This is a genomic window from Streptomyces viridifaciens, from assembly GCF_001888885.2.
GTDB lineage: Bacteria > Actinomycetota > Actinomycetes > Streptomycetales > Streptomycetaceae > Kitasatospora > Kitasatospora aureofaciens.
Map to the genome: position 1 here is coordinate 4,426,242 of NZ_CP090841.1, position 23,629 is coordinate 4,449,870.

At 74.7% G+C, this 23,629-nt stretch carries 17 protein-coding genes; 12 read left to right on the forward strand and 5 right to left on the reverse strand.

Annotation, left to right across the window (positions count from 1 at the left end; translation table 11 throughout):
• Window positions 1-111 precede the first annotated feature (111 nt).
• The 3 genes from BOQ63_RS26965 to pcrA all read left to right on the forward strand — a co-directional run bounded on the left by BOQ63_RS26965 (window position 112) and on the right by pcrA (window position 4,837).
• Window positions 112-1,461 (forward strand): ATP-binding protein, encoded by a 1,350-nt coding sequence (locus BOQ63_RS26965; protein WP_046385606.1) that lies wholly within the window; start codon window positions 112-114, stop codon window positions 1,459-1,461.
• Window positions 1,454-2,131 (forward strand): LuxR C-terminal-related transcriptional regulator, encoded by a 678-nt coding sequence (locus BOQ63_RS26970; protein ID WP_030280891.1) that lies wholly within the window; start codon window positions 1,454-1,456, stop codon window positions 2,129-2,131. The genes BOQ63_RS26965 and BOQ63_RS26970 overlap by 8 nt, the downstream gene beginning before the upstream one ends.
• 81 nt (window positions 2,132-2,212) lie before the next feature.
• Window positions 2,213-4,837: a DNA helicase PcrA gene (gene pcrA / locus BOQ63_RS26975; RefSeq protein WP_072655097.1), complete on the forward strand. Its 2,625-nt coding sequence runs from the start codon at window positions 2,213-2,215 to the stop codon at window positions 4,835-4,837.
• 33 nt (window positions 4,838-4,870) lie between these two features.
• On the opposite strand, the gene BOQ63_RS26980 is transcribed toward pcrA, so the two are convergent.
• Window positions 4,871-5,662, reverse strand: coding sequence for a M23 family metallopeptidase (locus BOQ63_RS26980; protein WP_150476132.1), 792 nt, complete (start codon window positions 5,660-5,662; stop codon window positions 4,871-4,873).
• Window positions 5,663-6,005: 343 nt separating this feature from the next.
• Here BOQ63_RS26980 and icmB point away from each other — a divergent pair, with 343 nt between their 5' ends.
• A complete protein-coding gene (icmB, locus tag BOQ63_RS26985) occupies window positions 6,006-6,413 on the forward strand; it encodes a coenzyme B12-dependent isobutyryl CoA mutase small subunit (RefSeq protein WP_030280897.1) in 408 nt (135 codons plus the stop codon).
• Window positions 6,414-6,499: 86 nt separating this feature from the next.
• Here the strand turns inward: icmB and BOQ63_RS26990 are convergent, their stop codons facing one another.
• A complete protein-coding gene (locus tag BOQ63_RS26990; protein WP_030280899.1) occupies window positions 6,500-8,131 on the reverse strand; it encodes a DUF5691 domain-containing protein in 1,632 nt (543 codons plus the stop codon).
• Between the two features lie 11 nt (window positions 8,132-8,142).
• Window positions 8,143-9,441, reverse strand: a complete 1,299-nt coding sequence (locus tag BOQ63_RS26995; protein ID WP_150476134.1) for an SWIM zinc finger family protein — start codon at window positions 9,439-9,441, stop codon at window positions 8,143-8,145.
• A 179-nt stretch (window positions 9,442-9,620) separates the two neighbouring features.
• On the opposite strand from BOQ63_RS26995, the gene BOQ63_RS27000 reads away from it, so the two are divergent.
• From BOQ63_RS27000 to sucD, 5 genes are all read left to right on the forward strand, one after another.
• On the forward strand, window positions 9,621-10,703 hold the full coding sequence (locus tag BOQ63_RS27000; RefSeq protein WP_033349975.1) for an ATP-binding protein: 1,083 nt from the start codon (window positions 9,621-9,623) through the stop codon (window positions 10,701-10,703).
• A gap of 73 nt (window positions 10,704-10,776) precedes the next feature.
• A complete protein-coding gene (locus tag BOQ63_RS27005) occupies window positions 10,777-13,131 on the forward strand; it encodes a DUF5682 family protein (protein ID WP_150476136.1) in 2,355 nt (784 codons plus the stop codon).
• A 23-nt stretch (window positions 13,132-13,154) separates the two neighbouring features.
• Window positions 13,155-14,351: a VWA domain-containing protein gene (locus BOQ63_RS27010; RefSeq protein ID WP_150476137.1), complete on the forward strand. Its 1,197-nt coding sequence runs from the start codon at window positions 13,155-13,157 to the stop codon at window positions 14,349-14,351.
• Between the two features lie 281 nt (window positions 14,352-14,632).
• Window positions 14,633-15,805, forward strand: a complete 1,173-nt coding sequence (gene sucC / locus BOQ63_RS27015; RefSeq protein WP_030280910.1) for an ADP-forming succinate--CoA ligase subunit beta — start codon at window positions 14,633-14,635, stop codon at window positions 15,803-15,805.
• A gap of 18 nt (window positions 15,806-15,823) precedes the next feature.
• The gene (gene sucD / locus BOQ63_RS27020; RefSeq protein ID WP_030280912.1) at window positions 15,824-16,708 is read left to right on the forward strand and encodes a succinate--CoA ligase subunit alpha; all 885 of its coding nucleotides are present in this window, start codon (window positions 15,824-15,826) and stop codon (window positions 16,706-16,708) included.
• A gap of 58 nt (window positions 16,709-16,766) precedes the next feature.
• Here sucD and BOQ63_RS27025 read toward each other — a convergent pair whose 3' ends face one another.
• Entirely contained in the window at window positions 16,767-18,503 is a 1,737-nt protein-coding gene (locus BOQ63_RS27025) for a LuxR C-terminal-related transcriptional regulator (protein ID WP_150476139.1), read from the reverse strand.
• Window positions 18,504-18,632: 129 nt separating this feature from the next.
• On the opposite strand from BOQ63_RS27025, the gene BOQ63_RS27030 reads away from it, so the two are divergent.
• A complete protein-coding gene (locus tag BOQ63_RS27030) occupies window positions 18,633-20,192 on the forward strand; it encodes a cell division protein PerM (protein WP_150476141.1) in 1,560 nt (519 codons plus the stop codon).
• Between the two features lie 82 nt (window positions 20,193-20,274).
• Here the strand turns inward: BOQ63_RS27030 and BOQ63_RS27035 are convergent, their stop codons facing one another.
• Window positions 20,275-20,916: a hypothetical protein gene (locus BOQ63_RS27035; RefSeq protein ID WP_051746696.1), complete on the reverse strand. Its 642-nt coding sequence runs from the start codon at window positions 20,914-20,916 to the stop codon at window positions 20,275-20,277.
• A 411-nt stretch (window positions 20,917-21,327) separates the two neighbouring features.
• Here BOQ63_RS27035 and purN point away from each other — a divergent pair, with 411 nt between their 5' ends.
• Together purN and purH are read left to right on the forward strand one after the other, a co-directional pair.
• A complete protein-coding gene (gene purN, locus BOQ63_RS27040; protein WP_030280920.1) occupies window positions 21,328-21,987 on the forward strand; it encodes a phosphoribosylglycinamide formyltransferase in 660 nt (219 codons plus the stop codon).
• Window positions 21,984-23,561: a bifunctional phosphoribosylaminoimidazolecarboxamide formyltransferase/IMP cyclohydrolase gene (gene purH, locus BOQ63_RS27045; RefSeq protein WP_030280922.1), complete on the forward strand. Its 1,578-nt coding sequence runs from the start codon at window positions 21,984-21,986 to the stop codon at window positions 23,559-23,561. Before purN ends, purH begins: the two co-directional genes overlap by 4 nt.
• The last annotated feature ends 68 nt before the right edge of the window (window positions 23,562-23,629 follow it).

Sequence of the window (23,629 nt, forward strand, 5' to 3'; positions counted from 1 at the left end):
GATCCCCGCCCCCTCGCCCCCGACGCCGCGGCGTCGGCCGGCGCCGACCCCAACGCGCCCGACGGCGGGCGCCCGCCCTACCGGCGGCTCTACCGCAGCCCGCAGGGGCGGATGCTGGGCGGCGTGGCGAACGGCCTCGCGGTGCACCTCGGACTGCCGGTCCGCTGGGTGCGGCTGGCCTTCGTGCTGCTGTTCTTCGCGCAGGGGATCGGCGCGCTGCTGTACGCGGCGTTCTGGTTCGTGGTGCCGATCGGCATCGGCGAGCCCGCCCACCGCGGCGCCACCCACTGGGTGAACGTCAACGGCGTCTACGTCCCGACCTCGCCCTGGCTGCGGCCGGGCACACCGCTGACCAAGTCGGGCGGCGGCTGGATCGGTCGGCTGCGCGAACTGCTCCAGCACGCGCTCCAGGGCGAGCCGGTCACCGCGCCCCCCGCCGTCGAGGGCGAGGCCGGGGCCGAGGCCGGGAAGCGGCCCGCGGCCAGGGGCGCGCAGGGCGGCATCGGCCAACTCGCCGCCCTGGTCATGGTCGTGATCGGCCTGATCGCCCTGTTGAACGTGCTCGGCTGGCAGACCGCCAAGCCGTACACCTGGCCGCTGCTGGCGATCGGCGTCGGCGTCGCGCTGGTCTGGCGGCAGGCCGACGACTCGCGCTGGCAGCGCTGGTTCGGCATGGAGGGCGAGAAGAGGCGCGGCGCCTACACCCGGGTCGGCGCCGGTGTGCTGCTCGTGGTGGGCGGCACCATCGCGCTGCTCGCGATGCAGGGCAGCGGCTCCACCCTCGGCTCGGTGATCCAGGCCTCGCTCGCCGTGCTGGCCGGGGTGCTGGTGCTGCTCGGCCCGTACGGCCTGCGGCTGTGGCAGGACCTCGGCGCCGAGCGCACCGCCCGCATCCGCGCCCAGGAGCGCGCCGAGATCGCCGCGCACATCCACGACTCGGTGCTGCACACCCTCACCCTGATCCAGCGTCGGGCCGAGGACCCCAAGGAGGTGCTGCGCCTCGCCCGCTCCCAGGAACGCGAGCTGCGGCTGTGGCTGTACCGCCCCGAGGCCGCCGCCGAGGCCGCGCCGGACACCATGGCGGAGACCCTGCGGGCGGCCGTCGCCGAGGTCGAGGACCGGCACGGCGTCCCGGTCGAGCTGGTGATCGTCGGCGACTGCCCGATGGACGAGAGGATCGCGGCACAGATGCAGGCCGCGAGGGAGGCAACCGTCAACGCGGCCAAGTACGGTGGCGGGGGACCGGTCCAGGTCTACGCCGAGGTGGAGGGGAGGACGGTGTCGGTGTTCGTCCGCGACCACGGCCCCGGCTTCGATCCCGACACGGTGCCCGAGGACCGGATGGGCGTACGGGAGTCGATCGTCGGCCGGATGAAGCGCCACGGCGGCACCGCTCGGGTGCGGCCGGCGGCGGGCGGCGGCACGGAGGTCGAGCTGGAGATGGAGAGAACGAATGACTGAGGCAGCGCCGGAGCGCACGGCCAGGGTCGTCCTGGTGGACGACCACCGGATGTTCCGGACGGGGGTCAGGGCCGAGATCGGCCGCACCGAGGTGACCGGCATCGACGTGGTGGGCGAGGCCGACGACGTGGACTCGGCGGTCCGCGTGGTCGCCGAGACCAGGCCGGACGTGGTGCTGCTCGACGTCCACCTGCCCGGCGGCGGCGGCGTCGAGGTGCTGCGCCGCTCGGCCGGCGTGATGGGCGAGCAGGGCGGGGTGAAGTTCCTGGCGCTGTCCGTCTCGGACGCCGCCGAGGACGTGATCGGCGTCATCCGCGGCGGCGCGCGCGGCTACGTCACCAAGACCATCACCGGCACCGACCTGGTCGACGCGATCTTCCGGATCGCCGACGGCGACGCGGTCTTCTCGCCCCGGCTGGCCGGCTTCGTGCTGGACGCCTTCGCCGCGACCGACACCCCGCCGGTGGACGAGGACCTGGACCGCCTCACCCAGCGCGAGCGCGAGGTGCTCCGGCTGATCGCCCGCGGCTACGCCTACAAGGAGATCGCCAAGCAGCTCTTCATCTCGGTGAAGACCGTCGAGAGCCACGTCTCCGCCGTGCTGCGCAAGCTCCAGCTCAGCAACCGGCACGAGCTCACCCGCTGGGCCACCGCCCGCCGCCTGGTCTGATCCGGCCCTGCCTGGCCCGCCCGCCTCGGATCCCTCGGGGCGGGCGGGCTTGTCGGTGGGTGGCCATAGACTCGATGTGCCATGAGTAGCCTCTTTGACGACCTCCCGCTCCCCGGTTTCGAGGCACCCGCCGCCGGGTCGAAGCAACCCGCCGTGCCCGCCGACGCGATCGGCGAGGAGCCCCCGCCGTACGAGGACGAGCTTCCGTACGACGCGTACGAGGAGGCGATCCCGGAGGGGCTGTTCCACACCGACCATGCCGCGGAGGCCGAGCGGGACGCCTGGTACCGCAACGGCGCCGCCCGGACGGTGGTGGACCCGGCGCAGCTGCTGGAGGGGATGAACGACCCGCAGCGCGAGGCCGTCCTGCACGCCGGCTCGCCGCTGCTGATCGTGGCCGGCGCCGGCTCCGGCAAGACCCGGGTGCTGACCCACCGGATCGCCCACCTGTTGGGCGCCCGCGGGGTGCAGCCGGGCGAGATCCTGGCGATCACCTTCACCAACAAGGCCGCCGGCGAGATGCGCGAGCGCGTCGAGGCGCTGGTCGGCCCGCGCGCCCGGGCGATGTGGGTGTCCACCTTCCACAGCGCCTGCGTGCGGATCCTGCGCCGCGAGTCCAAGCAGCTGGGCTTCACCTCCAGCTTCTCGATCTACGACTCGGCCGACTCCCAGCGGCTGATGTCGCTGGTCTGCCGCGACCTCGACCTGGACCCGAAGCAGTTCCCGCCGAAGTCCTTCACGGCGAAGGTCAGCAACCTCAAGAACGAGCTGATCGACGAGGAGACCTTCGCCGACCAGGCCGCCAACCCGATGGAGAAGAAGCTCGCCGAGGCGTACGCGCTCTACCAGCGGCGGCTGCGCGAGGCCAACGCGCTGGACTTCGACGACATCATCATGACGACGGTGAACCTGCTGCAGGCCTTCCCCGACGTCGCCGAGCACTACCGGCGCCGGTTCCGGCACATCCTGGTCGACGAGTACCAGGACACCAACCACGCCCAGTACATGCTGGTCCGGGAGCTGAGCGGCGGATCCGTCGCGGCCGCGCCCAAGCGCACCGCGGACGGGGACTTCGTGAACCCGGCCGCCGGGCGGCTGGCCGAGGTGCCGCCGGCCGAGCTGTGCGTGGTCGGTGACGCGGACCAGTCGATCTACGCCTTCCGCGGCGCGACCATCCGCAACATCCTCCAGTTCGAGGAGGACTACCCGAACGCGACCACGATCCTGCTGGAGCAGAACTACCGCTCCACCCAGACCATCCTGAGCGCCGCCAACGCCGTCATCGAGCGCAACGCCAACCGGCGCGAGAAGAAGCTCTGGACAGCCGGCGACCACGGCGAGAAGGTCGTCGGCTACGTCGCGGACGACGAGCACGGCGAGGCCCAGTTCATCGCCGACGAGATCGACCGGCTCACCGACCAGGGCGAGGCCAAGCCCGGCGACGTCGCGATCTTCTACCGCACCAACGCCCAGTCCCGCGTGTTCGAGGAGGTGTTCATCCGGGTCGGCCTGCCGTACAAGGTGGTCGGCGGGGTGCGCTTCTACGAGCGCAAGGAGGTCCGGGACGTCCTGGCGTACCTGCGGGTGCTCTCCAACCCGGAGGACACCGTGCCGCTGCGCCGGATCCTCAACGTGCCCAAGCGCGGCATCGGCGAGCGGGCCGAGGCGATGATCGACGCGCTGGCCGCGCGGGAGCGGATCTCCTTCGCCCAGGCGCTGGTGCGGGTGGACGAGGCGTACGGGTTGGCTGCGCGCTCGGCCAACGCCGTCAAGAAGTTCAACACCCTGATGGCCGGGCTGCGCCAGGTCGTCGAGTCGGGCGCGGGCCCGGCGGCGGTGCTGGAGGCCGTCCTGGAGGAGACCGGCTACCTGGCCGAACTCCAGGCCTCCACCGACCCGCAGGACGAGACCCGGGTGGAGAACCTCAAGGAGCTCGCCTCGGTGGCGCTGGAGTACGAGCAGGATCCGGGCGAGCGGCCGGACGCCGGGGACGACGGCGCGCCGCCGGTCGGCTCGCTGGCCGACTTCCTGGAGCGGGTCGCGCTGGTCGCCGACTCCGATCAGATCCCGGACGAGGACGAGGAGGGGCAGGGCGTCATCACGATGATGACCCTGCACACCGCCAAGGGCCTGGAGTTCCCGGTGGTCTTCCTGACCGGCATGGAGGACGGGATCTTCCCGCACATGCGGGCGCTCAACCAGGTCAAGGAGCTGGAGGAAGAACGCCGGCTCGCGTACGTGGGGCTCACCCGGGCCCGCGAGCGGCTCTACCTGACCCGCTCGGTGCTGCGCAGCGCCTGGGGGCAGCCGGCCTACAACCCGGCCTCGCGCTTCCTGGAGGAGATCCCGGAGACGCTGGTCGAGTGGAAGCGGACGGGGGCCGCGCAGGCGCCGGTCCAGCGCGGCTTCTCCTCGGGTTCTTCCTGGGGCAAGTCCTCGCCCGGGGGCGGGAGTTCGCGTTCTTCGTCCTCGGCTGCGGCCTCGCCGAAGGCGGGCTGGGGGCAGTCGGCCCGGCGCCCCGGCAAGGTCGTGGACCGCGAGGTCGTCGCGCTCGCGGTGGGCGACCGGGTCACCCACGACACCTTTGGGCTGGGCACGGTGACGGGCGTGACGGGCGTCGGCGACAACGCGCAGGCCGAGGTGGACTTCGGCTCCGGCGGCCGCAAGCGGCTGGTCCTGCGGTACGCGCCGGTCGAGAAGCTCTGACCGGCGCAGGTCGGGGCGGGCAGGCGGCAGGCCCTAGCGCGGGTCCAGTCCGTTCGAGAGGAACCAGGGCAGCGGGTCGACCGGCCCGCTGCCCGGCGGCCGGATCTCGAAGTGCAGGTGCGGCCCGGTGCTGTTGCCGCTGCTGCCGACGTACGCGATGACGTCGCCCTGCTTCACCGGCCCCTTGCGGACCTTGTACGCCCGCAGGTGGCACATCCACGCCTCGGTGCCGTCCGGCATCTTCAGTATCGACATGTAGCCGTAGAACGGGTTCCACTGCGTCCGGATCGTGCCGTCGGTGACGGCGTACACCTCGGAGCCGCCGTCCACCGGGAAGTCGATGCCGGTGTGCCGGTTCATCCAGTGGGTGCCGGCCGCGCCGAACAGCTCGCCGAGGCCGTGCTGGGCCACCGGCATGACCACCTTGGGCTTGGCCGGTTGGGCCGTCGGCTGGGCGGTCGGGGTGGCGGTGGGCCGCCCGTCGCCGGGCTGGGCGCCGCTCAGCGGTTGGCGGGCGTCGCCGCGGGAGGCCTGGGCGGCCTGGTCGAGGTCGGCGGCCGTCTGCTGGGCGGTCTGCTGCGCGGCCGTGCGGTCGGGGGCGTCGGCCGCCGACGCCTGCGAGGGCACCCGGTCGGCCTGCTCGTGCACCACCGTGACCCCCGCCGCCCCGGCGACCCCGAGCGCGGCCACCGACGGGACGGCGACCCGGAACAGTGCGGCCCGGGTGGCCGCCTTGGCGGCGCCGCGGCGCTGGGCACGGGACTGCTCGCGGGCGGCGAGGCGCAGCTCCGCACGGGTCGGACGGGCGGCTGCTTCGGGAGCCATCGGGGGCTGCCTCCTCGGTGGGCCTCGGGCACGTCATCGTGTGAGGTGAACAGCGGTGACTGTAGCCCCAGGCCGGACACCCCGGAAAAACCGCCGGTTGTCAAGGGGGCGGACGGGCGGCGCGCCGGGTCTGTACGGAGGGTCCGCGAAGGGGTGTACCCACTGGTAGCAAGGCCTGGGGCTGTGACTTTGCCCTCCTCTTGGGAGGCGGCTCGGCCAACCGGGCCGGGTGGCGCTAATCTCCCCTCAGGTTGGTTGGTTATCGAGCGTTAACCGCGTTAACCGCACCCGTGGGCCCACGAGGTCCGGTCGGATGATGGACGACGAGGTCCAGGAGGCAGTGATGAGTGTGTCGGGGCCGATCCGTGTGGTGGTCGCCAAGCCGGGGCTCGACGGTCACGACCGTGGCGCCAAGGTCATCGCGCGTGCCCTGCGCGACGCCGGTATGGAGGTCATCTACACCGGGCTGCACCAGACGCCCGAGCAGGTGGTCGACACCGCGATCCAGGAGGACGCGGACGGCATCGGGCTGTCGATCCTCTCGGGCGCCCACATGACGCTGTGCGCACGGGTGCTGGAGCTGCTGAAGGAGCGCGACGCGGCGGACATCAAGGTCTTCTGCGGCGGGATCATCCCGGACGAGGACATCGCCGAGCTCAAGGCGCTGGGCGTCGCGGACATCTTCACCCCGGGCACGCCCACCCGGGACGTGGTCGCCTGGGTCGAGGCCAACCTGCGCGCGGCCGGCTGACCGTCGGGAGTTACCGAGCGGGCCGGTCCGTCGCGGACCGGCCCGCTCGGCCGTTCTCAGCCGCTCTCTTCTCGGCCGCTCTTTTCTCAGCTGCCCTGTTCTCGGGCCGTCAGCCGGAGCTCGTTCAGCATCGCGGCCCGGAAGTGCAGCGTCCCGGCCAACCGGGCGAAGGTCTCCGACCAGGCCGAGTCGGGGGAGGCCCCGGCGGCCAGCTCCTCCACCGCGGCAGCCGTCTCCGGGGCGAGCGCGCGTTCCGTCATCCCGAGCACCCCGCTGTGGCTCCACGGGTAGGCGCCGGAGGCCGCGGCCCGGGCCAGCGCCCTCACCACCGCGGTGGACAGCGGCGGCGTCCACGGGGTCGCGCAGGCGCCGAGCAGTTGGAAGGCGTCGCCCAGGCCGTGCACCTCGATGAAGGCGGCCGTCCAGGCGGCCCGCTCCTCGGGCGGCAGGACGGCCAGCAGCTTGGACGGGGCGCCGGTGACGCGCGCGCCGCGCGCCCGGCCGGCGCCGCGGGCCGGCGGGACGGGCGCCGGGCCGAGCAGCGCCCGGGCCCAGTCGGCGTCGTGCTGGCGGACGGCGGCGCGCGCCCAGGCCTCGCGCAGGTCGTCGGCCCAGCTGCTGCTGGTCTCGTCCACGCTGTCGCCGACCCGCAGGGCGAGCAGCTGCTCGGGCGTCAGCCCGGTGCTCTCCGCCCAGACCGCCAGCGGCGCGGCGGCCACCACCTCGCCGAACCACCAGGCCCGCTCGCCGCGCCCGGTGGGGGACTTGGGGGCGATGCCGTCGCGCTGCATCCGCTCGTCGCACTCGACGGGCGGGGTCACCAGCAGGTGGGTGCCGCCGTCGGCGAGGCGGACGGCGGCCCGGGCCCGTTCGGCCATCCGCCGGGCGAGCGCCGAGGTGGGCAGGGTGGAGAGCAGTTCGGCGGCGGTGGCGCGGACGTTCTTGCTGCGGTCGCCCAGCGCGGCCTCCAGGAAGGGTTCGTCGGCGGGGGAGAGGCCGTCCTGGAGGGCGTCCAGGAAGAGCAGCCGGTCCTCGGCGCGCTCGGTGGGCCAGGTGCTGCGCAGCAGCTCCAGCCCGGCGGCCGGGTCCCGGCGGCGCAGCAGGGTGAGGTGGGTGACCCGCTCGGCGAACAGGCCCTCGTGCCACAGCCGGTGGTCGGACGGGTCGTCCGGCCGGCGGTCCGGTTCGGGGGCGGCGGTGCGCAGCACGAACCGCCAGTCCGGGTTCTGCGAGGCCAGCCAGCGGCCCAGCGGGCCGGCCAGCGCGACCGCGTCGCCGCGCAGTTCGCTGCGCGCGCGGGCGGCGTCGAGCAGCGCGGGTATCAGCGCGGCGGGTGGCCGCAGGCCCTCGAACCGGGCGGTGGTGAGCCACTGCGGCAGCAGCTCGGCCAGGTTGGCCAGGGTGCCGCCGCCACTGCCGCCGTTTGCGCCGGTGCGTCCGGCGAGCAGGACGGCCAGTCGGCGGGCGGCGGCCTCCGGCATCTCCGGGCGGGGGTCCTCCGGGGCGGGTGGCCCGGGCGGGCCGGCGGCCGGTACGGGCAGGGCGCCGGCCCGGCGGCGGACGGTGGCCAGCGCGGCCAGTTCCAGCAGCGCGGTGGCCGGGTCGGAGGGATCCACGGCTTCGGCGAGCGGCAGTGCGGTGGCCGGGAGCGGGCGCCGGTCGGTGCCGAGCAGGGCGCTGGTCCGCAGGGACTCCCACGGGTCCTGGGTGATCGTCATCGTCGGTTCTCCTAGGAAGAGCTGAGGCCGACCGGGCGGTGCTCGGCGGACCAGGCGGTGACCGGGGCGAAGCCCTGGTGGCCGTACTCGCCGAAGACCGTCAGCGGGCGGCCGGTGGAGACCGCGACCAGCCGCCACAGCGCCGCCTCCGGTACGGCCGAGGTGCGTACGGGGACGGTGTGGTGGCCGTCCGTCAGGTACCAGCCGTCCGGGGCGCGGACCGGGACGACCCCGGCGAGCACCGTCGGCCAGCTGTCCAGCCACGGGTCGTCGGCCACCGCGGTGCCGTACCCGGCGACCGCCTCGGCGACGGTGAGGCCGGCGGGCGGGGCGGCCGGGCCGGGCTCGGGGGCGCCGTAGCGGGTGCCGAGCGCGGCGCGCAGCGGGCGGGCGCCGGGGTGGTAGGCGAGTTCGGCCTCCAGCAGGTGGCCGGTGGGCAGGGCGAGGTCGGGGGCCTGGCCGGGGCGGCCGAAGGCGAGCAGCAGGGCGGGGCGGCCGGTCTTGGCGCCGCGCAGCCAGACCCGGCGGGTGGTGAGCCGCTCGTCGGCAGTGTCGCGGCTGCCGAGTACCAGCCAGCGGTCCCGGACGGTGGGCCCGGTGAGCACCTCGGCGGCGTCCAGGGTGTAGCCGACCCGGGCGCGGACGGTGGCGGCCAGTTCGGGCGGCAGCTCGTCGATCCGGGTGGCGGCGGTGGCCAGCAGGTGGAGCATCGCGTACTCCGCCAGCAGCCGCTCCTCCGGCAGGGTGTCCAACTCCCTTACTCTGGTGGCCAGTCCGGGGGCTTGGGCGTCGACCATCCGGGCCGCGACCTCCTCCCAGGGGCCGGCCGTCGACTGATCGGCGAGGCCGTGCCGGATCCGGTCGGCCAGTCGCAGCCGCAGCTCGGCCGCTCCGGCCGCGACCCGGGCGCCGCGCCGTTCGGCCCGGCGGCGGGCGGCCTCCGGATCGGCCGGGGGCGCCGCGCGCTTCTCGGCGCGCTCGCGGCGGGCCCGGAGCCACTCGGCCGCCCAGTCGGCGGCCTCGCCGGTCGGCACGGCCTCGGGGGCGCCGCTCCACAGCAGGAGGAGCCCGAGCGCGTGCTTGCACGGGAACTTCCGGCTGGGGCAGCTGCACTGGTAGGCGGGCGTGGCGAGTTCGATCACGGTGCGGTACGGGGTGCGGCCGCTGCCCCGGCACTCGCCCCAGAGTGCGGCGCCGTCGGTGCCCGTCCCGGACCAGGGCGCGGGCGAGGACAGCTTGCCGGCGGCCTTCCGCGACGCGGCGTCAGGCGCCAGGGACAGGACGTGTTCGGTGCTCCAGCGTTCCTCCATGCGACCGACGGTAGGCGGGGGCACTGACAGCGGCTGACTGACCGTCCGGACCGGGCCGGGCGTTGTCAGTGGCACGTTGCAAGGTGGTTCCCACAGGCCGGGACGCCGACCTGGCTCCCCCCGATCCCTTTGCCGCCCGGGCATCCGTGTGCCCGGAGGCCGACCCGAAGGAGCCCCCGATGACCGACGTTCTGCGGCAGCACGCCGAGGACGCCTTCGCCGGTGAACTGGCCGCGCTGGCCGCCCAGGACGACCGTCCCCGCCCCGAGCGCTGGAAGCTCTCGCCGTGGGCCGTGGCGACGTACCTGCTCGGCGGTGAGCTGCCCGACGGCACCCGGATCACCCCCAAGTACATCGGCCCGCGCCGGGTGGTCGAGGTCGCCGTCACCACCCTGGCGACGGACCGGGCGCTGCTGCTGCTCGGTGTGCCCGGCACGGCGAAGACCTGGGTGTCGGAGCACCTGGCGGCCGCGATCAGCGGTGACTCCACGCTGCTGGTGCAGGGCACCGCGGGGACGCCGGAGGAGGCCGTCCGGTACGGCTGGAACTACGCGCAGCTGCTCACCCACGGCCCCAGCCGGGACGCCCTGGTGCCCTCGCCGCTGATGCGGGCGATGGCGGACGGCAAGCTCGCCCGGATCGAGGAGCTCACCCGCATCCCGGCCGACGTGCAGGACAGTCTGATCACCATCCTGTCCGAGAAGACTCTGCCGGTGCCGGAGTTGGGAAGCGAGACCCAGGCCGTGCGCGGCTTCAACGTGATCGCCACCGCCAACGACCGCGACCGCGGCGTCAACGAGCTGTCCAGCGCGCTGCGCCGCCGCTTCAACACCGTGGTGCTGCCGCTGCCGGGCTCGCTGGACGAGGAGGTCGACATCGTCACCCGCCGGGTCAACCAGCTCGGCCGCTCCCTCGACCTGCCCGAACTGCCGGGCGGCGCCGAGGAGATCAGGCGCGTGGTGACCGTCTTCCGCGAGCTGCGGGCCGGCCTCACCGTGGACGGCCGGACGAAGGTCAAGACCCCGAGCGGCACCCTCTCCACCGCCGAGGCGATCTCGGTGGTGACCAACGGCCTGGCTCTGGCCACCCACTTCGGCGACGGCGTGCTGCGCGCCGGGGACGTGACGGCCGGCATCCTCGGCGCGGTCGTCCGCGACCCGGTCGCGGACCGGGCGGTGTGGCGCGAGTACGTCGAAGGGGTGGTGCGCGAGCGCGACGGCTGGAAGGACTTCTACCGCGCCGCCCGCGAGGTGACGGCGTGATTGAGCGGAGCGAGCGGACCATCGAGAGGTGCGTGTTGCGGCAGGCGCCTGCCGGGCGAAGCGGGGTGGGGGCATGACGAACGGGGAGGTCGCTCTGCTGGGCATCCGGCACCACGGCCCCGGCTCGGCCCGGGCGGTGGCCGCCGCGCTGGCGCAGTGGCGGCCGGACGCGGTGCTGATCGAGGGCCCGGCGGAGGCCGACGCCGTCGTCCACCTCGCCGCCGAGAAGGACCTGGTGCCCCCGGTCGCCCTGCTCGCCCACGCGGTGGACGACCCGGCGAAGGCCGCGTTCTGGCCGTACGCCGAGTTCTCCCCGGAGTGGGTGGCGATCCGCCACGCCGTGGACCACGACCTGCCGGTCCGCTTCATCGACCTGCCCGCCGGGTACGGCTTCGCACCGTTCACGGACGCCGACGCCGACGACGCCGACGATCACGCCGCCGACGGGGCCGGGCCCGACGAACTGCCCACCGATCCGCTGGCGCTGCTCGCCGAGGCCGCCGGTCACGACGACCCGGAGCGCTGGTGGGAGGACGTGGTCGAGCACCGCGCCCCCGGCGCGGACGCGCTGGCGCCGTTCGCCGCCGTCGCCGAGGCGATGGGCGCGCTGCGCGCCGAGGGTCTCGGCGAGTCCCGCCGGGACCAGCTGCGCGAGGCCCACATGCGCCAGCAGATCCGCGCCGCCCGCCGCGCCGGGCACCGCCGGATCGCCGTGGTCTGCGGGGCCTTCCACGTCCCCGCGCTGGAGACGATGCCCACCGTCGCCCACGACCGGGCGCTGCTCGCCGGCCTGCCGAAGAAGGTACGGGTGGACATCACCTGGATCCCGTGGACGCACCGCCGGCTCTCCCAGGCCACCGGCTACGGCGCGGGCGTCCAGTCGCCCGGCTGGTACCACCACCTGTTCACGGCCGTTGGTGATCCGGTGCCGCGCTGGCTCACCCGGGCCGCCGAGCTGCTGCGCGCCGAGGACCATCCGGTCTCCTCCGCCCACGTGATCGAGGCGGTCCGGCTCGCCGAAACCCTGGCCGTGCTGCGCGGCCGCCCGCTCGCCGGGCTGACCGAGACCCTGGACGCCGTCCGGGCGGTGCTCTGCGAGGGCTCGGACGTCGCCCTGGAACTCGTCCGGGAGCGCCTGGTGGTCGGCGACGCGCTCGGCGAAGTGCCGGACGCCGCACCGGCGGTACCGCTCCAGCGCGACCTGGCCCGACTTCAGCGCTCGCTGCGGCTCAAGCCCGCGGCCGCGCCCCGGGACCTCGACCTCGACCTGCGCAAGGACACCGACGCGGCCCGCTCCCGGCTGCTGCACCGGCTGCGGCTGCTGGGCGTCGAGTGGGGCGTGCCGGCCCGCTCCTCGGTGAACTCCACCGGGACGTTCCGGGAGAGCTGGCGGCTGTGCTGGCAGCCCGAGTTCGCGGTTCGGATCGCCGAGGCCGCCCAGTGGGGCACCACCGTCGAGGAGGCCGCCGTCAACAAGGCGGTCGGCACCGCCCGGGCCGCCGTCGAACTCGCCGAGCTGACCGGCCTGGTGGAGACCTGCCTGCTGGCCGGGCTGTCCGGCGCGCTGCCCGCCGTGATGCGGGTGCTTGCCGACTGCGCGGCCCTGGACACCGACGTCGCGCACCTGGCGGGCGCGCTGCCCGCGCTGGTCCGCGCACTGCGCTACGGCGACGTGCGCGGCACCGAGCGCGGCGCGCTGGCCGGGGCCGCGGCGGGCCTGGCCGAGCGGGTCTGCGTCGGACTGCCGCCCGCCTGCGTCGGGTTGGACGCCGAGAGCGCGGCGGCGATGCGCGCCCGGATCGACGAGGTGCACGGCGCGATCGCCCTGCTCGACCCGGCCGCCTCCGGCACCGGCACCGGCACCGGCACCGATACCGGCACCGACACGGGCGGCCTGGCCGAGCGCTGGGCCGCCGCCCTGCGCTCGCTGGCCCGCCGCGAGCCCACCGCCGGACCGGCCACCGGCGCCCCCGGGCTGCTGCGCGGCCGCGCCGTCCGGCTGCTGCTGGACGACGGCCGGCTCGACTCCGAGGAGGCCGGCCGACGACTGCGCCTGGTGCTGTCCGTCGCCAACTCCCCTGCCGACGCGGCCGGTTGGGTGGAGGGCTTCCTCACCGGCGGCGGTGCCCTGCTGCTGCACGACCCCAGGTTGCTCGCCCTGCTGGACGAGTGGCTCGGCGGGGTCAGCGGCGAGGTGTTCACCGACGTGCTGCCGCTGCTGCGGCGCACCTTCGCCGGGCTGGAGGCGGGCGTGCGCACCACCATCGGCGGCCGGGTCGCGGCCGGTCCGCTCGGCGCGGCCCCGGCGGCCCCCGAGGCGGTCGGCGAACTCGACCCGGACCGCGCCGACGCGGCCGTCCCGGTGCTGGCCGTGCTGCTCGGCGTCGGCCCGAAGATCCCCCGCCAGCGCGCCGGCCGCAACACCTGACCCCAGTCGAAGGAGAGGACGAGATGGCGACCACGACCGATGAACGACTGCGCCGCTGGCGACTGGTGCTCGGCGGCGAGGCCGACGGCACCGGCTGCACCCTGCGCGGCCGCGACGCCGCGATGGACGGAGCCCTCGCCGCGCTCTACCGGGGCGCCCCCGACGACGCCGCCCGTACGGGCCGCGGCCGCCGCAGCGCCGGGCTGGGCGGCTCGGCCCCGCAGGTGGCCCGCTGGCTGGGCGACATCCGGGAGTACTTCCCGTCCACCGTCGTCCAGCTGATGCAGCAGGACGCGATCACCCGGCTCGGCCTGGACCGGCTGCTGCTGGAGCCGGAGATGCTGGAGGCCGTCGAGCCGGACGTGCACCTGGTCGGCACCCTGCTGTCGCTCAAGCACGCGCTGCCCGAGACCACCCGGGAGACCGCCCGGGCCGTGGTCGGCAAGGTGGTCGCCGACCTGGAGCGCAGGCTCGCCGACCGGACCAGGGCCACCCTGGGCGGCGCCCTCGACCGCAGCGCCCGGGTGAACCGGCCGCGCCACCGGGACATCGACTGGGACCGGACGATCCGGGCCAACCTGAAGAACTACCTGCCCGAGCACGGCACCGTGGTGCCCGAGCGGCTGGTCGGCTACGCCCGGGCGCAGCGCGCGGTGAAGAAGGACGTCATCCTCTGCGTCGACCAGTCCGGCTCGATGGCGCCCTCGGTCGTCCACTCCGCGGTGTTCGGCGCGGTGCTCTCCTCGATGCGCACCCTGGACACCCGGCTGGTCGTCTTCGACACCTCGGTGGTCGACCTCACCGAGCAGCTGACCGATCCGGTGGACGTGCTGTTCGCCACCCAGCTCGGCGGCGGCACCGACATCAACCGGGCGCTCGCCTACTGCCAGTCGAGGATCACCCGGCCGTCCGAGACGATCGTGGTGCTGATCAGTGACCTGTACGAGGGCGGCATCCGGGACGGCATGCTGCGGCGGGTCGCCGCGATGAAGGCGGCCGGCGTCCAGTTCATCGCCCTGCTCGCGCTCTCCGACGAGGGTGCGCCGGCCTACGACCACGCCCATGCCGCCGCGCTGGCCGCGCTCGGCGCCCCGGCCTTCGCCTGTACCCCGGACGTCTTCCCGGAGATCATGGCGGCTGCGATCGAGAAGCGTCCGATCCCGCAGCACCTGGTCAAGGGCGCTGACCGGGGGGAGGCGCAGCTTCACTCGAACGTGTGAATCACTCGATCGGTGGACCGCGGCCCCGTCCGGCACCTTCGGGCTGATCTGTGACGGTTCTCACCCAAGCCGGGCAGGCCCCGGGCGGAACACGCCCGTCCCACGGGGATAACCTGCCAGACGGACGTGACGCGCGTGTTGATTGACGTGTGCGCCCGTGGCTGTGTGGGCCGCAAGGCCGTACCTCTGCGTACCCGCACCGCCCCGACGACCCGCAGCGAAGATCCTGCCGTGGCACGCTCGTAGAGACACAATCCGCGACCACGAACAAGGACAAACACGTGGACCTGTTCGAGTACCAGGCGAGGGACCTCTTCGCCAAGCACGGTGTGCCCGTGCTTGACGGCGATGTCATCGAGACCGCCGCAGACGCTGCCGCCATCGCGGAGCGCTTCGGCGGCCGCGCCGTCGTCAAGGCTCAGGTGAAGGTGGGTGGCCGGGGCAAGGCCGGCGGCGTCAAGCTCGCCGCCGACCCCCAGGACGCCGTCGCCAAGGCCGAGCAGATCCTCGGCATGGACATCAAGGGCCACACCGTTCACAAGGTGATGCTGGCCCAGACCGCGGACATCAAGGACGAGTACTACGTCTCGTTCCTGCTGGACCGCACCAACCGCACCTTCCTGGCCATGGCCAGCGTCGAGGGCGGCGTGGAGATCGAGGTCGTCGCCGAGCAGAACCCCGAGGCGCTCGCCAAGATCCCGGTCGACGCCAACGAGGGCTGCACCCCGGAGAAGGCCGCCGAGATCGTCGCGGCGGCGAAGTTCCCGGCCGAGGTCGCCGACCAGGTCGCCGAGGTCCTGCAGAAGCTGTGGAAGGTCTTCATCGCCGAGGACGCCCTCCTCGTCGAGGTCAACCCGCTGATCAAGTCCGGTGACGGCAAGATCATCGCGCTCGACGGCAAGGTCTCCCTGGACGAGAACGCCGACTTCCGCCAGCCCGAGCACGAGGCGCTGGAGGACAAGGCCGCGGCCAACCCGCTGGAGGCCGCCGCCAAGGCCAAGGGCCTGAACTACGTCAAGCTCGACGGCCAGGTCGGCATCATCGGCAACGGCGCGGGCCTCGTCATGAGCACCCTCGACGTGGTCGCCTACGCCGGTGAGAAGCACGGCGGCGTCAAGCCCGCCAACTTCCTCGACATCGGTGGCGGCGCGTCCGCCGAGGTCATGGCGAACGGCCTGGAGATCATCCTCGGCGACCCCGACGTCAAGTCGGTCTTCGTCAACGTCTTCGGTGGCATCACCGCCTGTGACGCGGTCGCCAACGGCATCGTCCAGGCCCTGGAGCTCCTCGCCGGCAAGGGCGAGAACGTCACCAAGCCGCTGGTCGTCCGCCTGGACGGCAACAACGCGGAGCTGGGTCGCAAGATCCTCGACGACGCCAACCACCCGCTGGTCCAGCGCGTGGACACCATGGACGGTGCGGCCGACCGCGCCGCCGAGCTGGCCAACAAGTAAGGAAGGGGACTTAACACCATGGCTATCTTCCTTACCAAGGACAGCAAGGTCATCGTCCAGGGCATGACCGGCGCCGAGGGCATGAAGCACACCCGCCGCATGCTCGCCTCCGGCACCCAGATCGTCGGCGGCGTCAACCCGCGCAAGGCCGGCACCACCGTCGACGTCGACGGCACCGAGATCCCGGTCTTCGGCTCCGTCGCCGAGGCCATGGAGAAGACCGGCGCCGACGTCTCGGTCCTCTTCGTGCCGCCGGCCTTCACCAAGGCCGCCGTCGTCGAGGCCATCGACGCCGAGATCCCGCTGGCCGTCGTCATCACCGAGGGCGTCCCGGTGCACGACACCGCCGCCTTCTGGGCGTACGCCGGTTCCAAGGGCAACAAGACCCGGATCATCGGCCCGAACTGCCCCGGCCTGATCAGCCCCGGACAGTCGAACGCCGGCATCATCCCGGCCGACATCACCACCTCCGGCAAGATCGGTCTGGTGTCGAAGTCCGGCACCCTGACCTACCAGCTCATGTACGAGCTGCGCGACATCGGCTTCTCCTCGGCCGTGGGCATCGGCGGTGACCCGGTCATCGGGACCACCCACATCGACGCCCTCAAGGCCTTCCAGGAGGACCCGGAGACCGAGATCATCGTCATGATCGGTGAGATCGGCGGCGACGCCGAGGAGCGTGCCGCGGCCTACATCGCCGAGCACGTCACCAAGCCGGTCGTCGGCTACGTCGCGGGCTTCACCGCCCCCGAGGGCAAGACCATGGGCCACGCCGGCGCCATCGTCTCCGGCTCCTCGGGCACCGCCCAGGCGAAGAAGGAGGCCCTCGAGGCCGCCGGTGTCAAGGTCGGCAAGACGCCGTCCGAGACCGCCCGCCTGGCTCGCGAGATCATCGCCGGCTGACCCTGGTCACCCGCGCTGTGAGCGCCCCCGCCCCTCGTGGGCGGGGGCGCTCGCCGTTTCAGCGCCGGGGCCCCGCGACGCACGGCAGCGGGGACCACGCCGGACAGGCCGCCGGGTTCCGCTGCGGGGGCGGGGCCGCACCCCGGGCCGCCACCGGCAGCTCCCAGCGTGCGATCGCCTGCGGCGGCGGGGCCGCCACCACTGCCGCCAGCCCCGGCGTCGGACTGCACCACAGGCTGGTGACGCCGTTCGGCGCCCCGCCCGGCCGCAGCGGCACGCCGGGTCCCGGCACCTCCGCGGTCGGGGCCGGCACGCACAGCACGGGCACCGGCTGGTCCGGCCGCTGGAACAGCTCCGCCGGGCGCATCCCGGCGAGCGTCGCCAGCACCGCCCCGCCCACCGCGGCCGTCAGCAGCACCGCCGCGCCCGTCCGGCTCGCCGTCCACAGCCGGTGCCGGGCCCGCAGCACCGGCACCGGCGCCCGGTGCGGCTCCGGGCAGCCCCGCACCGCCGCCCGGTGCAGCAGCCCGCTCAGGCCGTCCGCGAAGCCCGGCGCCCCGGGATCCGGCCCCACCAGTTCGGGCACCCACTGTGCCAGCGCCGCCCGGGCCGCCCACACCCGCCCTTCGGCCGCCGCCAGGGTCGACTCCACCTCCAGCGCGACCGCCGCCGCCGGCAGGCCCAACCCGTCGTGCAGCACCAGCGCCCGGCGCTGCGGGCGCGACAGCCGCCGCAGCGCCCTCAGCAGGGCCTCGTCCCCGTCGGTCAGCCGGTCGTGGTCCGGCAGCACCGACTGCGCCTCGTCCGCCGGCCGCACCCGGATCCGCCGGTGCGGCAGCGTCCACGCGTGCACCCGCCGCGGCCCGCCCCGGCGCCACGGCGACAGCGCCAGCTCGCAGGCCCGCACCCGCACCCAGCCCTCCGGGTCCCCCGACCCGACCACCGCGCCCCAGTCCCGCCGCGCCGCCCCGAAGGCCAGCCGCACGCAGTGCACCGCCCGGTGCCGGCACGTCGTCAGCAGGTACACCTGCTGCACCAGCCGGGTGTGCGCGTCCTCGTACAGCCCCTCGAAGTCCTCCGACAGGTCCCGCCCGTTCCCCGCCTCGGTGAGTGCCTGACTGATCCGCTCCCGGGAGTCGGCGGCCTCCGGGGCGGCGGGTACGGCCGACTTCGGCATGGTCCTGGCCGCCTTCCCGGCTGCGGTGGGTGCGCCGCCCTGTCCGCTCCTGCTCGGGGCCGGGGCGGTGGGCCCGTCGGCGGGGACCGTGGGCACGTCCGGTCGCGGGGCGCGCTGCTGCTTCCGGTGCGACGGCCTGCCGTCGGGCAGCTGCCGCTCGCCGTCCGGGGGTACGGCGGCCGGGCCCGGCTCGGGGGTGCCGCCGGCCCGGCGCGGAGGGTGCGGGTCCCCGGTCGGGCGGCCGGCAGTGGGGGAGGGGGCGCCGTCGGTGCCGGACTCTGCCGAGGCCGGGGTCGGGTTGGTCTGGGTCATGCCGCTGCGTTCTCCCGGGGCTGTGGGGGCCACTCGCGTGCGGTCGGGGTCGGTGGGGCCGGCCGGGGAGCGCCTGCCCGGGCCGACGGGGGGTGCGGTCCTGAGGAGGGCGATGGCGGCGGCTTCGGTGGGACAGCCGAGTTTGTGCAGGGCCCGTTGGAGATAACTGCGCGCGGTCGCGGGGGTGACGCCGAGTGCGGCGGCCGTGTGGTCGAGGCCGTGCCCGGCGGCGAGGTGGGAGAGGGCCTCCGCCTCACGGGGAGTCAGTTTCCGCAGCTCGGGGACGCGGGTGGGGGGCGTGGTCATCAGACGCTCCGGGCCCGGGCGGCGGCTTGGGGGCAGGGTCTGAAAAGGCGCATAAGACAATAATCTGGGACACGGCGGCGGTTTGCCGGTTCACGGAGCATGGCGAGTCGCCTTGGCACCATGAGGCGCATGACGCAGCTGATGGGCCGTCCACTCCTGGAAGTGCCGGGCGAACTGGGTGGACGCCCCGTGCTGGCCGACCTGTTGGCGGGGGTGCGGACCGCGCTGGTCGGTCTGGCACTGGTCGGGGTGCCGGTGCTCGGGCTCTGGATCGCGACGCCGTACGCGGACTCGGACGCGGCCGGTGCCACCCGGTTGGCGGGTGCGCTGTGGCTGCTCGGGCACGGCGCGCCGGTGCTGCGTGGCGGTGCGGACGCCCCGTTGACCCTCACTCCGCTGCTGCTCGGCGCCCTGATGGTGGTGCGGCTGTACCGGGCGGGCGCCGGGGCGGCGTCGCGGCGCGGGCTGCGTTCCCGCTGGGGCGGGCCGGTGGCGGTGTGGACGGGGTACTGCGCGGTGGCGGTGGGAGTGGTGCTGCACTGCGCGGGACCCGGGCCGTTCCGCAGCCGGGTGCTGCCGGACCTGCTGGTCGTGGGCCTGCTCGCCGGGTTGTCGACGGCCGCCGGCTTCCGGTCCGTCCGGCCGGAGACGGCCTTCGCCCGGTTCCTCCGGTCGGTGGCCGTCGGGACAGGGTCGTGGTTCGACCGGCTCCCCCCGGACTGGCGGCCGGTCGGCGGGATGCCCGCGGTGTGCCGGGCGGCCGCTGCGGCCGGGGCGGGGCTGGTCGCGGCGGGCGGACTGCTGGTGGCGGGGGCGGCGGTGCTGGACGCGGTGACCGGCGGCGGGCGGGGGATGGCACTGCTCGGGCGCGGGCCCGCGGCGCTGTCCGGGCTGCTGCTGCTCACCGTGCTGCTGCTGCCGAACGCGGTGCTGTGGGGCGCGGCGTACGCGCTGGGCCCGGGCTTCGAGGTCGGTGCCGGGACGCTGGTGTCGCCGGGCGGTACGGAACTCGGTGCGGTGCCGGAGTTCCCGCTCTTCGCCCTGCTGCCCCAGGAGGGCCCGGGCGGCTGGCGGCTGGCGGTGCTGCTGCTGCCGCTGCTGGCGGGGCTGGTGCCCGCGGTCCTGCTCGGCCGGGCGGCGGCGGGCCGCCGTTCCCCGGTCGGTGCCGGTCCGTGGACGCCCGCCGCGACGGCGGTCGCGGCCCTGGCGGCCGCGCTGCTGCTCGGCGCCGGGGCGGCGGCGCTGGGCTGGCTGTCCGGCGGAGCACTGGCGGCCGGGCGGATGGCCCGGTTGGGGCCGGTGCCGTGGTGGACGGGCCTGGCGGCGGCGGGCTGGCTCGCCGCGGTGGCCGTACCGGGCGCCCTGCTGGTCCGCCACCGCGCGCTCGGTCCGGCGGGGGTCGAGTGCGCGGACGGCGTCGAGTGCGCGGACGCCGCCGAGTGCGCGGATGCCGCCGTGTGCGCGGACGGCGTCGAGTGCGCGGATGCCGTCGAGCAGGCGGGGACCGTCGAGGGCCCGGTCGATGCCCGGTCCCCGGCCGGGGGCACGGCCGGGCTCGTGAGACCGGTGCCCGGGCGGGGCGTGCACGCTCGGCTCACGGTCCCGGTGCGCCGGCGCGCGCTGGAGCTGCGCGCCCGTACCCACGCCCTCGTGCGGCGGCTGTCCGGGCAGCGCGGCCCTACCGGCTGAACCGGTGGCCCAGGGCCTGTCCGGCGGATCTCGCCGGGCGCCCGAGGCCGCGCGCCGATCCGACGGGATCCGCGGTCAGGCCCTACTCGGCGTTCCCGGTGAAGTCCACGTACCACTGCGGGGCGTACCGGTCGCAGTTCTCGGCGCCGACGTTGGTCAGCGAGTCCCGCACGCAGGTCACGTAGTCCCGGTAGTAGTAGCCGAGCCCGATCACCGAGGTCGCGACGACGACGGTCATCGCGCCGGTGAGGATCCCGGCGAGCGCGGCCGGGGTGAGCGGGTTCGGCGCCGGGATGCCGGCGGGCCCGCCCGCGGCCGCCGCCGCGGGCCGCTTGGCGCGCAGCGCGCCGATGCCCCAGACGATGCCGAGCACGCCGACCAGCAGCGCGATCCAGTGGAAGCCGGCGAACAGGCAGACCAGCGCGAAGGGCCCGGCCAGCGCGGCGTTGCGGGCCTTGCGGTGGCTCGGGTCGGTCGGGTCGAGCCGGGGCGGTTGCGGGGCCTGCGGCCGCTGGCCGGGGCGTCCTTCGCCGAGGCCCTGGCCCCACGGCGGCGGGAACGGCGGACGGTCGCCGCCCTGGCCGCCGCTCTCGCCGCCCTGACCGCCGTTGCCGTCGGGGCCGTGGCCGGACCAGGGGCTGCGCGGCCGCCACGGCTGGTCCGGGGCGTCCGCCGGCGGCGGCGCGAAGGGGTTGCGCTCGTCGGTCTCGTCGCCGCTGCTCATGGGTTCAGCCGTTCCTTCTCGGTCGGGGCTCGGTCGTGGCTCGGTCGGGGCTTCGGTGGTGGCTCGTTCGGAGGGTCGCGCGTCGGAGCGGTCTCCCGCGCCCCAATGATCCCGCAAGCGTTCGAGGGCCCGGCGGGGGCCTGCCCTCGCCCGTACGGGGCGTGCACAACTCCGGTACGGCGGGCCCGAGGAGATCCCCGTCTCAACTACGCGCGTAGCGCCGCCGACAGGGTGCGGGGGCCCTCCGACCAGCCGTTATCGTGGTGACGGTCAGCAGCTCAGATAGGTTCCCCAGGCCCCGCGTCGCGGCGGTTCTCCTGGTGTTCCCCTTCGCTCGACCTGCCGTTCGTAGTGGCCCCACCACCGGTGGACGTACCAGCGGGCGGCGCCCGACCTACGGAGAATCGCGCAGTGGCCGCCGCCCCCGCTCAGCTCTTCCCGCCCCGTACGCCCGGACCGGCCCGCCTGGTGGTGCTGGTCTCCGGCTCCGGCACCAATCTCCAGGCGCTGATCGACGCGGTCGCCGACCCGGCGTACGGCGCCGAGATCGTGGCCGTGGGCGCGGACCGGAACGGCATCGCCGGCCTCGACCGCGCCGAGAAGGCTGGCCTGCCGACCTTCGTCCACCGCGTCAGGGACTTCCCGGACCGGGCCGCCTGGGACGGCGCGCTGACCGCCTCCGTCGCCGCCCACCGGCCGGACCTGGTGGTCACGGCCGGCTTCATGAAGATCCTCGGCCCCGAGTTCATCGCGGCCTTCGCCGGGCGGATCGTCAACACCCACCCCGCACTGCTGCCCGCCTTCCCCGGCGCCCACGGCGTCACCGACGCGCTCGCGTACGGGGTGAAGGTCACCGGCTGCACCGTCCACCTGGTCGACGCCGGCGTGGACACCGGGCCGATCATCGCGCAGGGCGTCGTCGAGGTCGTCGACGCCGACCACGCTGATGGCGGCGAAGCGCTGCACGAGCGCATCAAGACTGTCGAGCGCAAGCTGCTCGTCGACGTCGTGGGCCGGCTGGCCCGCGAAGGTCACCGCATCGAGGACCGAAAGGTATGGATCCCGGCATGACTGCCAGCTCCACCACGCCCCCCGTTTCGGAGAACATCCGTCCGATCCGTCGCGCGCTGATCAGCGTGTACGACAAGACCGGTCTGGAGGAGCTGGCCCAGGGCCTGCACGCCGCCGGGGTCGCCATCGTCTCCACCGGCTCCACCGCCGGCCGGATCGCCGCCGCCGGCGTGCCGGTGACCGAGGTCTCCGAGCTGACCGGCTTCCCGGAGTGCCTGGACGGGCGCGTGAAGACTCTGCACCCCCGCGTGCACGCCGGCGTGCTCGCCGACCTGCGCCTGGAGTCGCACCGCGCGCAGCTGGCCGAGCTCGGTGTCGAGCCCTTCGACCTGGTCGTGGTGAACCTCTACCCGTTCAAGGCCACCGTCGCCTCGGGCGCCACCCCGGACGAGTGCGTCGAGCAGATCGACATCGGCGGCCCGAGCATGGTCCGCGCCGCCGCCAAGAACCACCCGTCGGTGGCCGTGGTCGTCGACCCGGCCCGCTACGAGGACGTGCTGACGGCCGTTCGCGAGGGCGGCTTCGACCTGGCCACCCGCAAGCGCCTGGCCGGTGCCGCGTTCGCCCACACCGCCGCCTACGACGTGGCCGTGGCCTCCTGGTTCGAGGCCGGCTACGCCCCCGGCGACGAGCGGTTCCCCGAGTTCCTCGGCGCCACCTGGGAGCGCCAGAACGTGCTGCGCTACGGCGAGAACCCGCACCAGGGCGCCGCGCTCTACACCGACGGCACGGGCGGCCTGGCCGGCGCCCAGCAGCTGCACGGCAAGGAGATGTCGTACAACAACTACGTCGACACCGACGCCGCCCGCCGCGCCGCGTACGACCACGCCGAGCCGGCCGTCGCGATCATCAAGCACGCCAACCCGTGCGGCATCGCGACCGGCGCCGACGTCGTCGAGGCGCACCGCAAGGCGCACGAGTGCGACCCGGTCTCCGCGTACGGCGGCGTGATCGCGGTCAACCGCCCGGTCACCGTCGAGCTGGCCGAGCAGATCGCCCCGATCTTCACCGAGGTCGTCGTGGCCCCCGCCTTCGAGGACGGCGCGGTCGAGGTGCTGGCCCGCAAGAAGAACATCCGGGTGCTGGTCGCCCCCGAGGCCCCGGCCAACCGCCAGGAGGTGCGCCCGATCTCCGGCGGCGTGCTGCTCCAGGACGCCGACCGGGTGCAGGCCGAGGGCGACGACCCGGCGAACTGGACGCTGGCGACCGGCGAGGCGCTCCCGGCGGCCGAGCTGGCCGAGCTGGCGTTCGCCTGGCGGGCCTGCCGGGCCGTCAAGTCCAACGCGATCCTGCTGGCCAAGGGCGGCGCCTCGGTGGGCGTCGGCATGGGCCAGGTCAACCGGGTCGACTCCTGCAAGCTCGCGGTCGAGCGGGCCGGCGAGCGGGCCAAGGGCGCGTACGCGGCCTCGGACGCCTTCTTCCCGTTCCCGGACGGCCCGGAGATCCTGATCGCCGCCGGCGTGCGGGCGATCGTCCAGCCGGGCGGTTCGATCCGTGACGAGCAGGTCATCGAGGCGGCCGAGAAGGCCGGCGTGACGATGTACTTCACCGGCGCGCGCCACTTCTTCCACTGAGTGGCACGAAGCGGCCCGGCCCCCTCCGAGGAGGGAGCCGGGCCGCTTCGCCGTGGTTCGTGCCGTCC

Bases quoted from the DNA above. Each gene is read 5' to 3' on its own strand.
- BOQ63_RS27005 (WP_150476136.1), top strand. From the start codon at position 10,777: ATGACGAACGGGGAGGTCGCTCTGCTGGGCATCCGGCACCACGGCCCC.
- BOQ63_RS26970 (WP_030280891.1), top strand. From the start codon at position 1,454: ATGACTGAGGCAGCGCCGGAGCGCACGGCCAGGGTCGTCCTGGTGGAC.
- BOQ63_RS26965 (WP_046385606.1), top strand. From the start codon at position 112: ATGCTGGGCGGCGTGGCGAACGGCCTCGCGGTGCACCTCGGACTGCCG.
- purH (WP_030280922.1), top strand. From the start codon at position 21,984: ATGACTGCCAGCTCCACCACGCCCCCCGTTTCGGAGAACATCCGTCCG.
- sucD (WP_030280912.1), top strand. From the start codon at position 15,824: ATGGCTATCTTCCTTACCAAGGACAGCAAGGTCATCGTCCAGGGCATG.
- BOQ63_RS27030 (WP_150476141.1), top strand. From the start codon at position 18,633: ATGACGCAGCTGATGGGCCGTCCACTCCTGGAAGTGCCGGGCGAACTG.
- BOQ63_RS27000 (WP_033349975.1), top strand. From the start codon at position 9,621: ATGACCGACGTTCTGCGGCAGCACGCCGAGGACGCCTTCGCCGGTGAA.
- BOQ63_RS27010 (WP_150476137.1), top strand. From the start codon at position 13,155: ATGGCGACCACGACCGATGAACGACTGCGCCGCTGGCGACTGGTGCTC.
- icmB (WP_030280897.1), top strand. From the start codon at position 6,006: ATGAGTGTGTCGGGGCCGATCCGTGTGGTGGTCGCCAAGCCGGGGCTC.
- BOQ63_RS27035 (WP_051746696.1), bottom strand. From the start codon at position 20,916: ATGAGCAGCGGCGACGAGACCGACGAGCGCAACCCCTTCGCGCCGCCG.
- BOQ63_RS26980 (WP_150476132.1), bottom strand. From the start codon at position 5,662: ATGGCTCCCGAAGCAGCCGCCCGTCCGACCCGTGCGGAGCTGCGCCTC.
- BOQ63_RS27025 (WP_150476139.1), bottom strand. From the start codon at position 18,503: ATGACCACGCCCCCCACCCGCGTCCCCGAGCTGCGGAAACTGACTCCC.
- pcrA (WP_072655097.1), top strand. From the start codon at position 2,213: ATGAGTAGCCTCTTTGACGACCTCCCGCTCCCCGGTTTCGAGGCACCC.
- BOQ63_RS26995 (WP_150476134.1), bottom strand. From the start codon at position 9,441: ATGGAGGAACGCTGGAGCACCGAACACGTCCTGTCCCTGGCGCCTGAC.
- BOQ63_RS26990 (WP_030280899.1), bottom strand. From the start codon at position 8,131: ATGACGATCACCCAGGACCCGTGGGAGTCCCTGCGGACCAGCGCCCTG.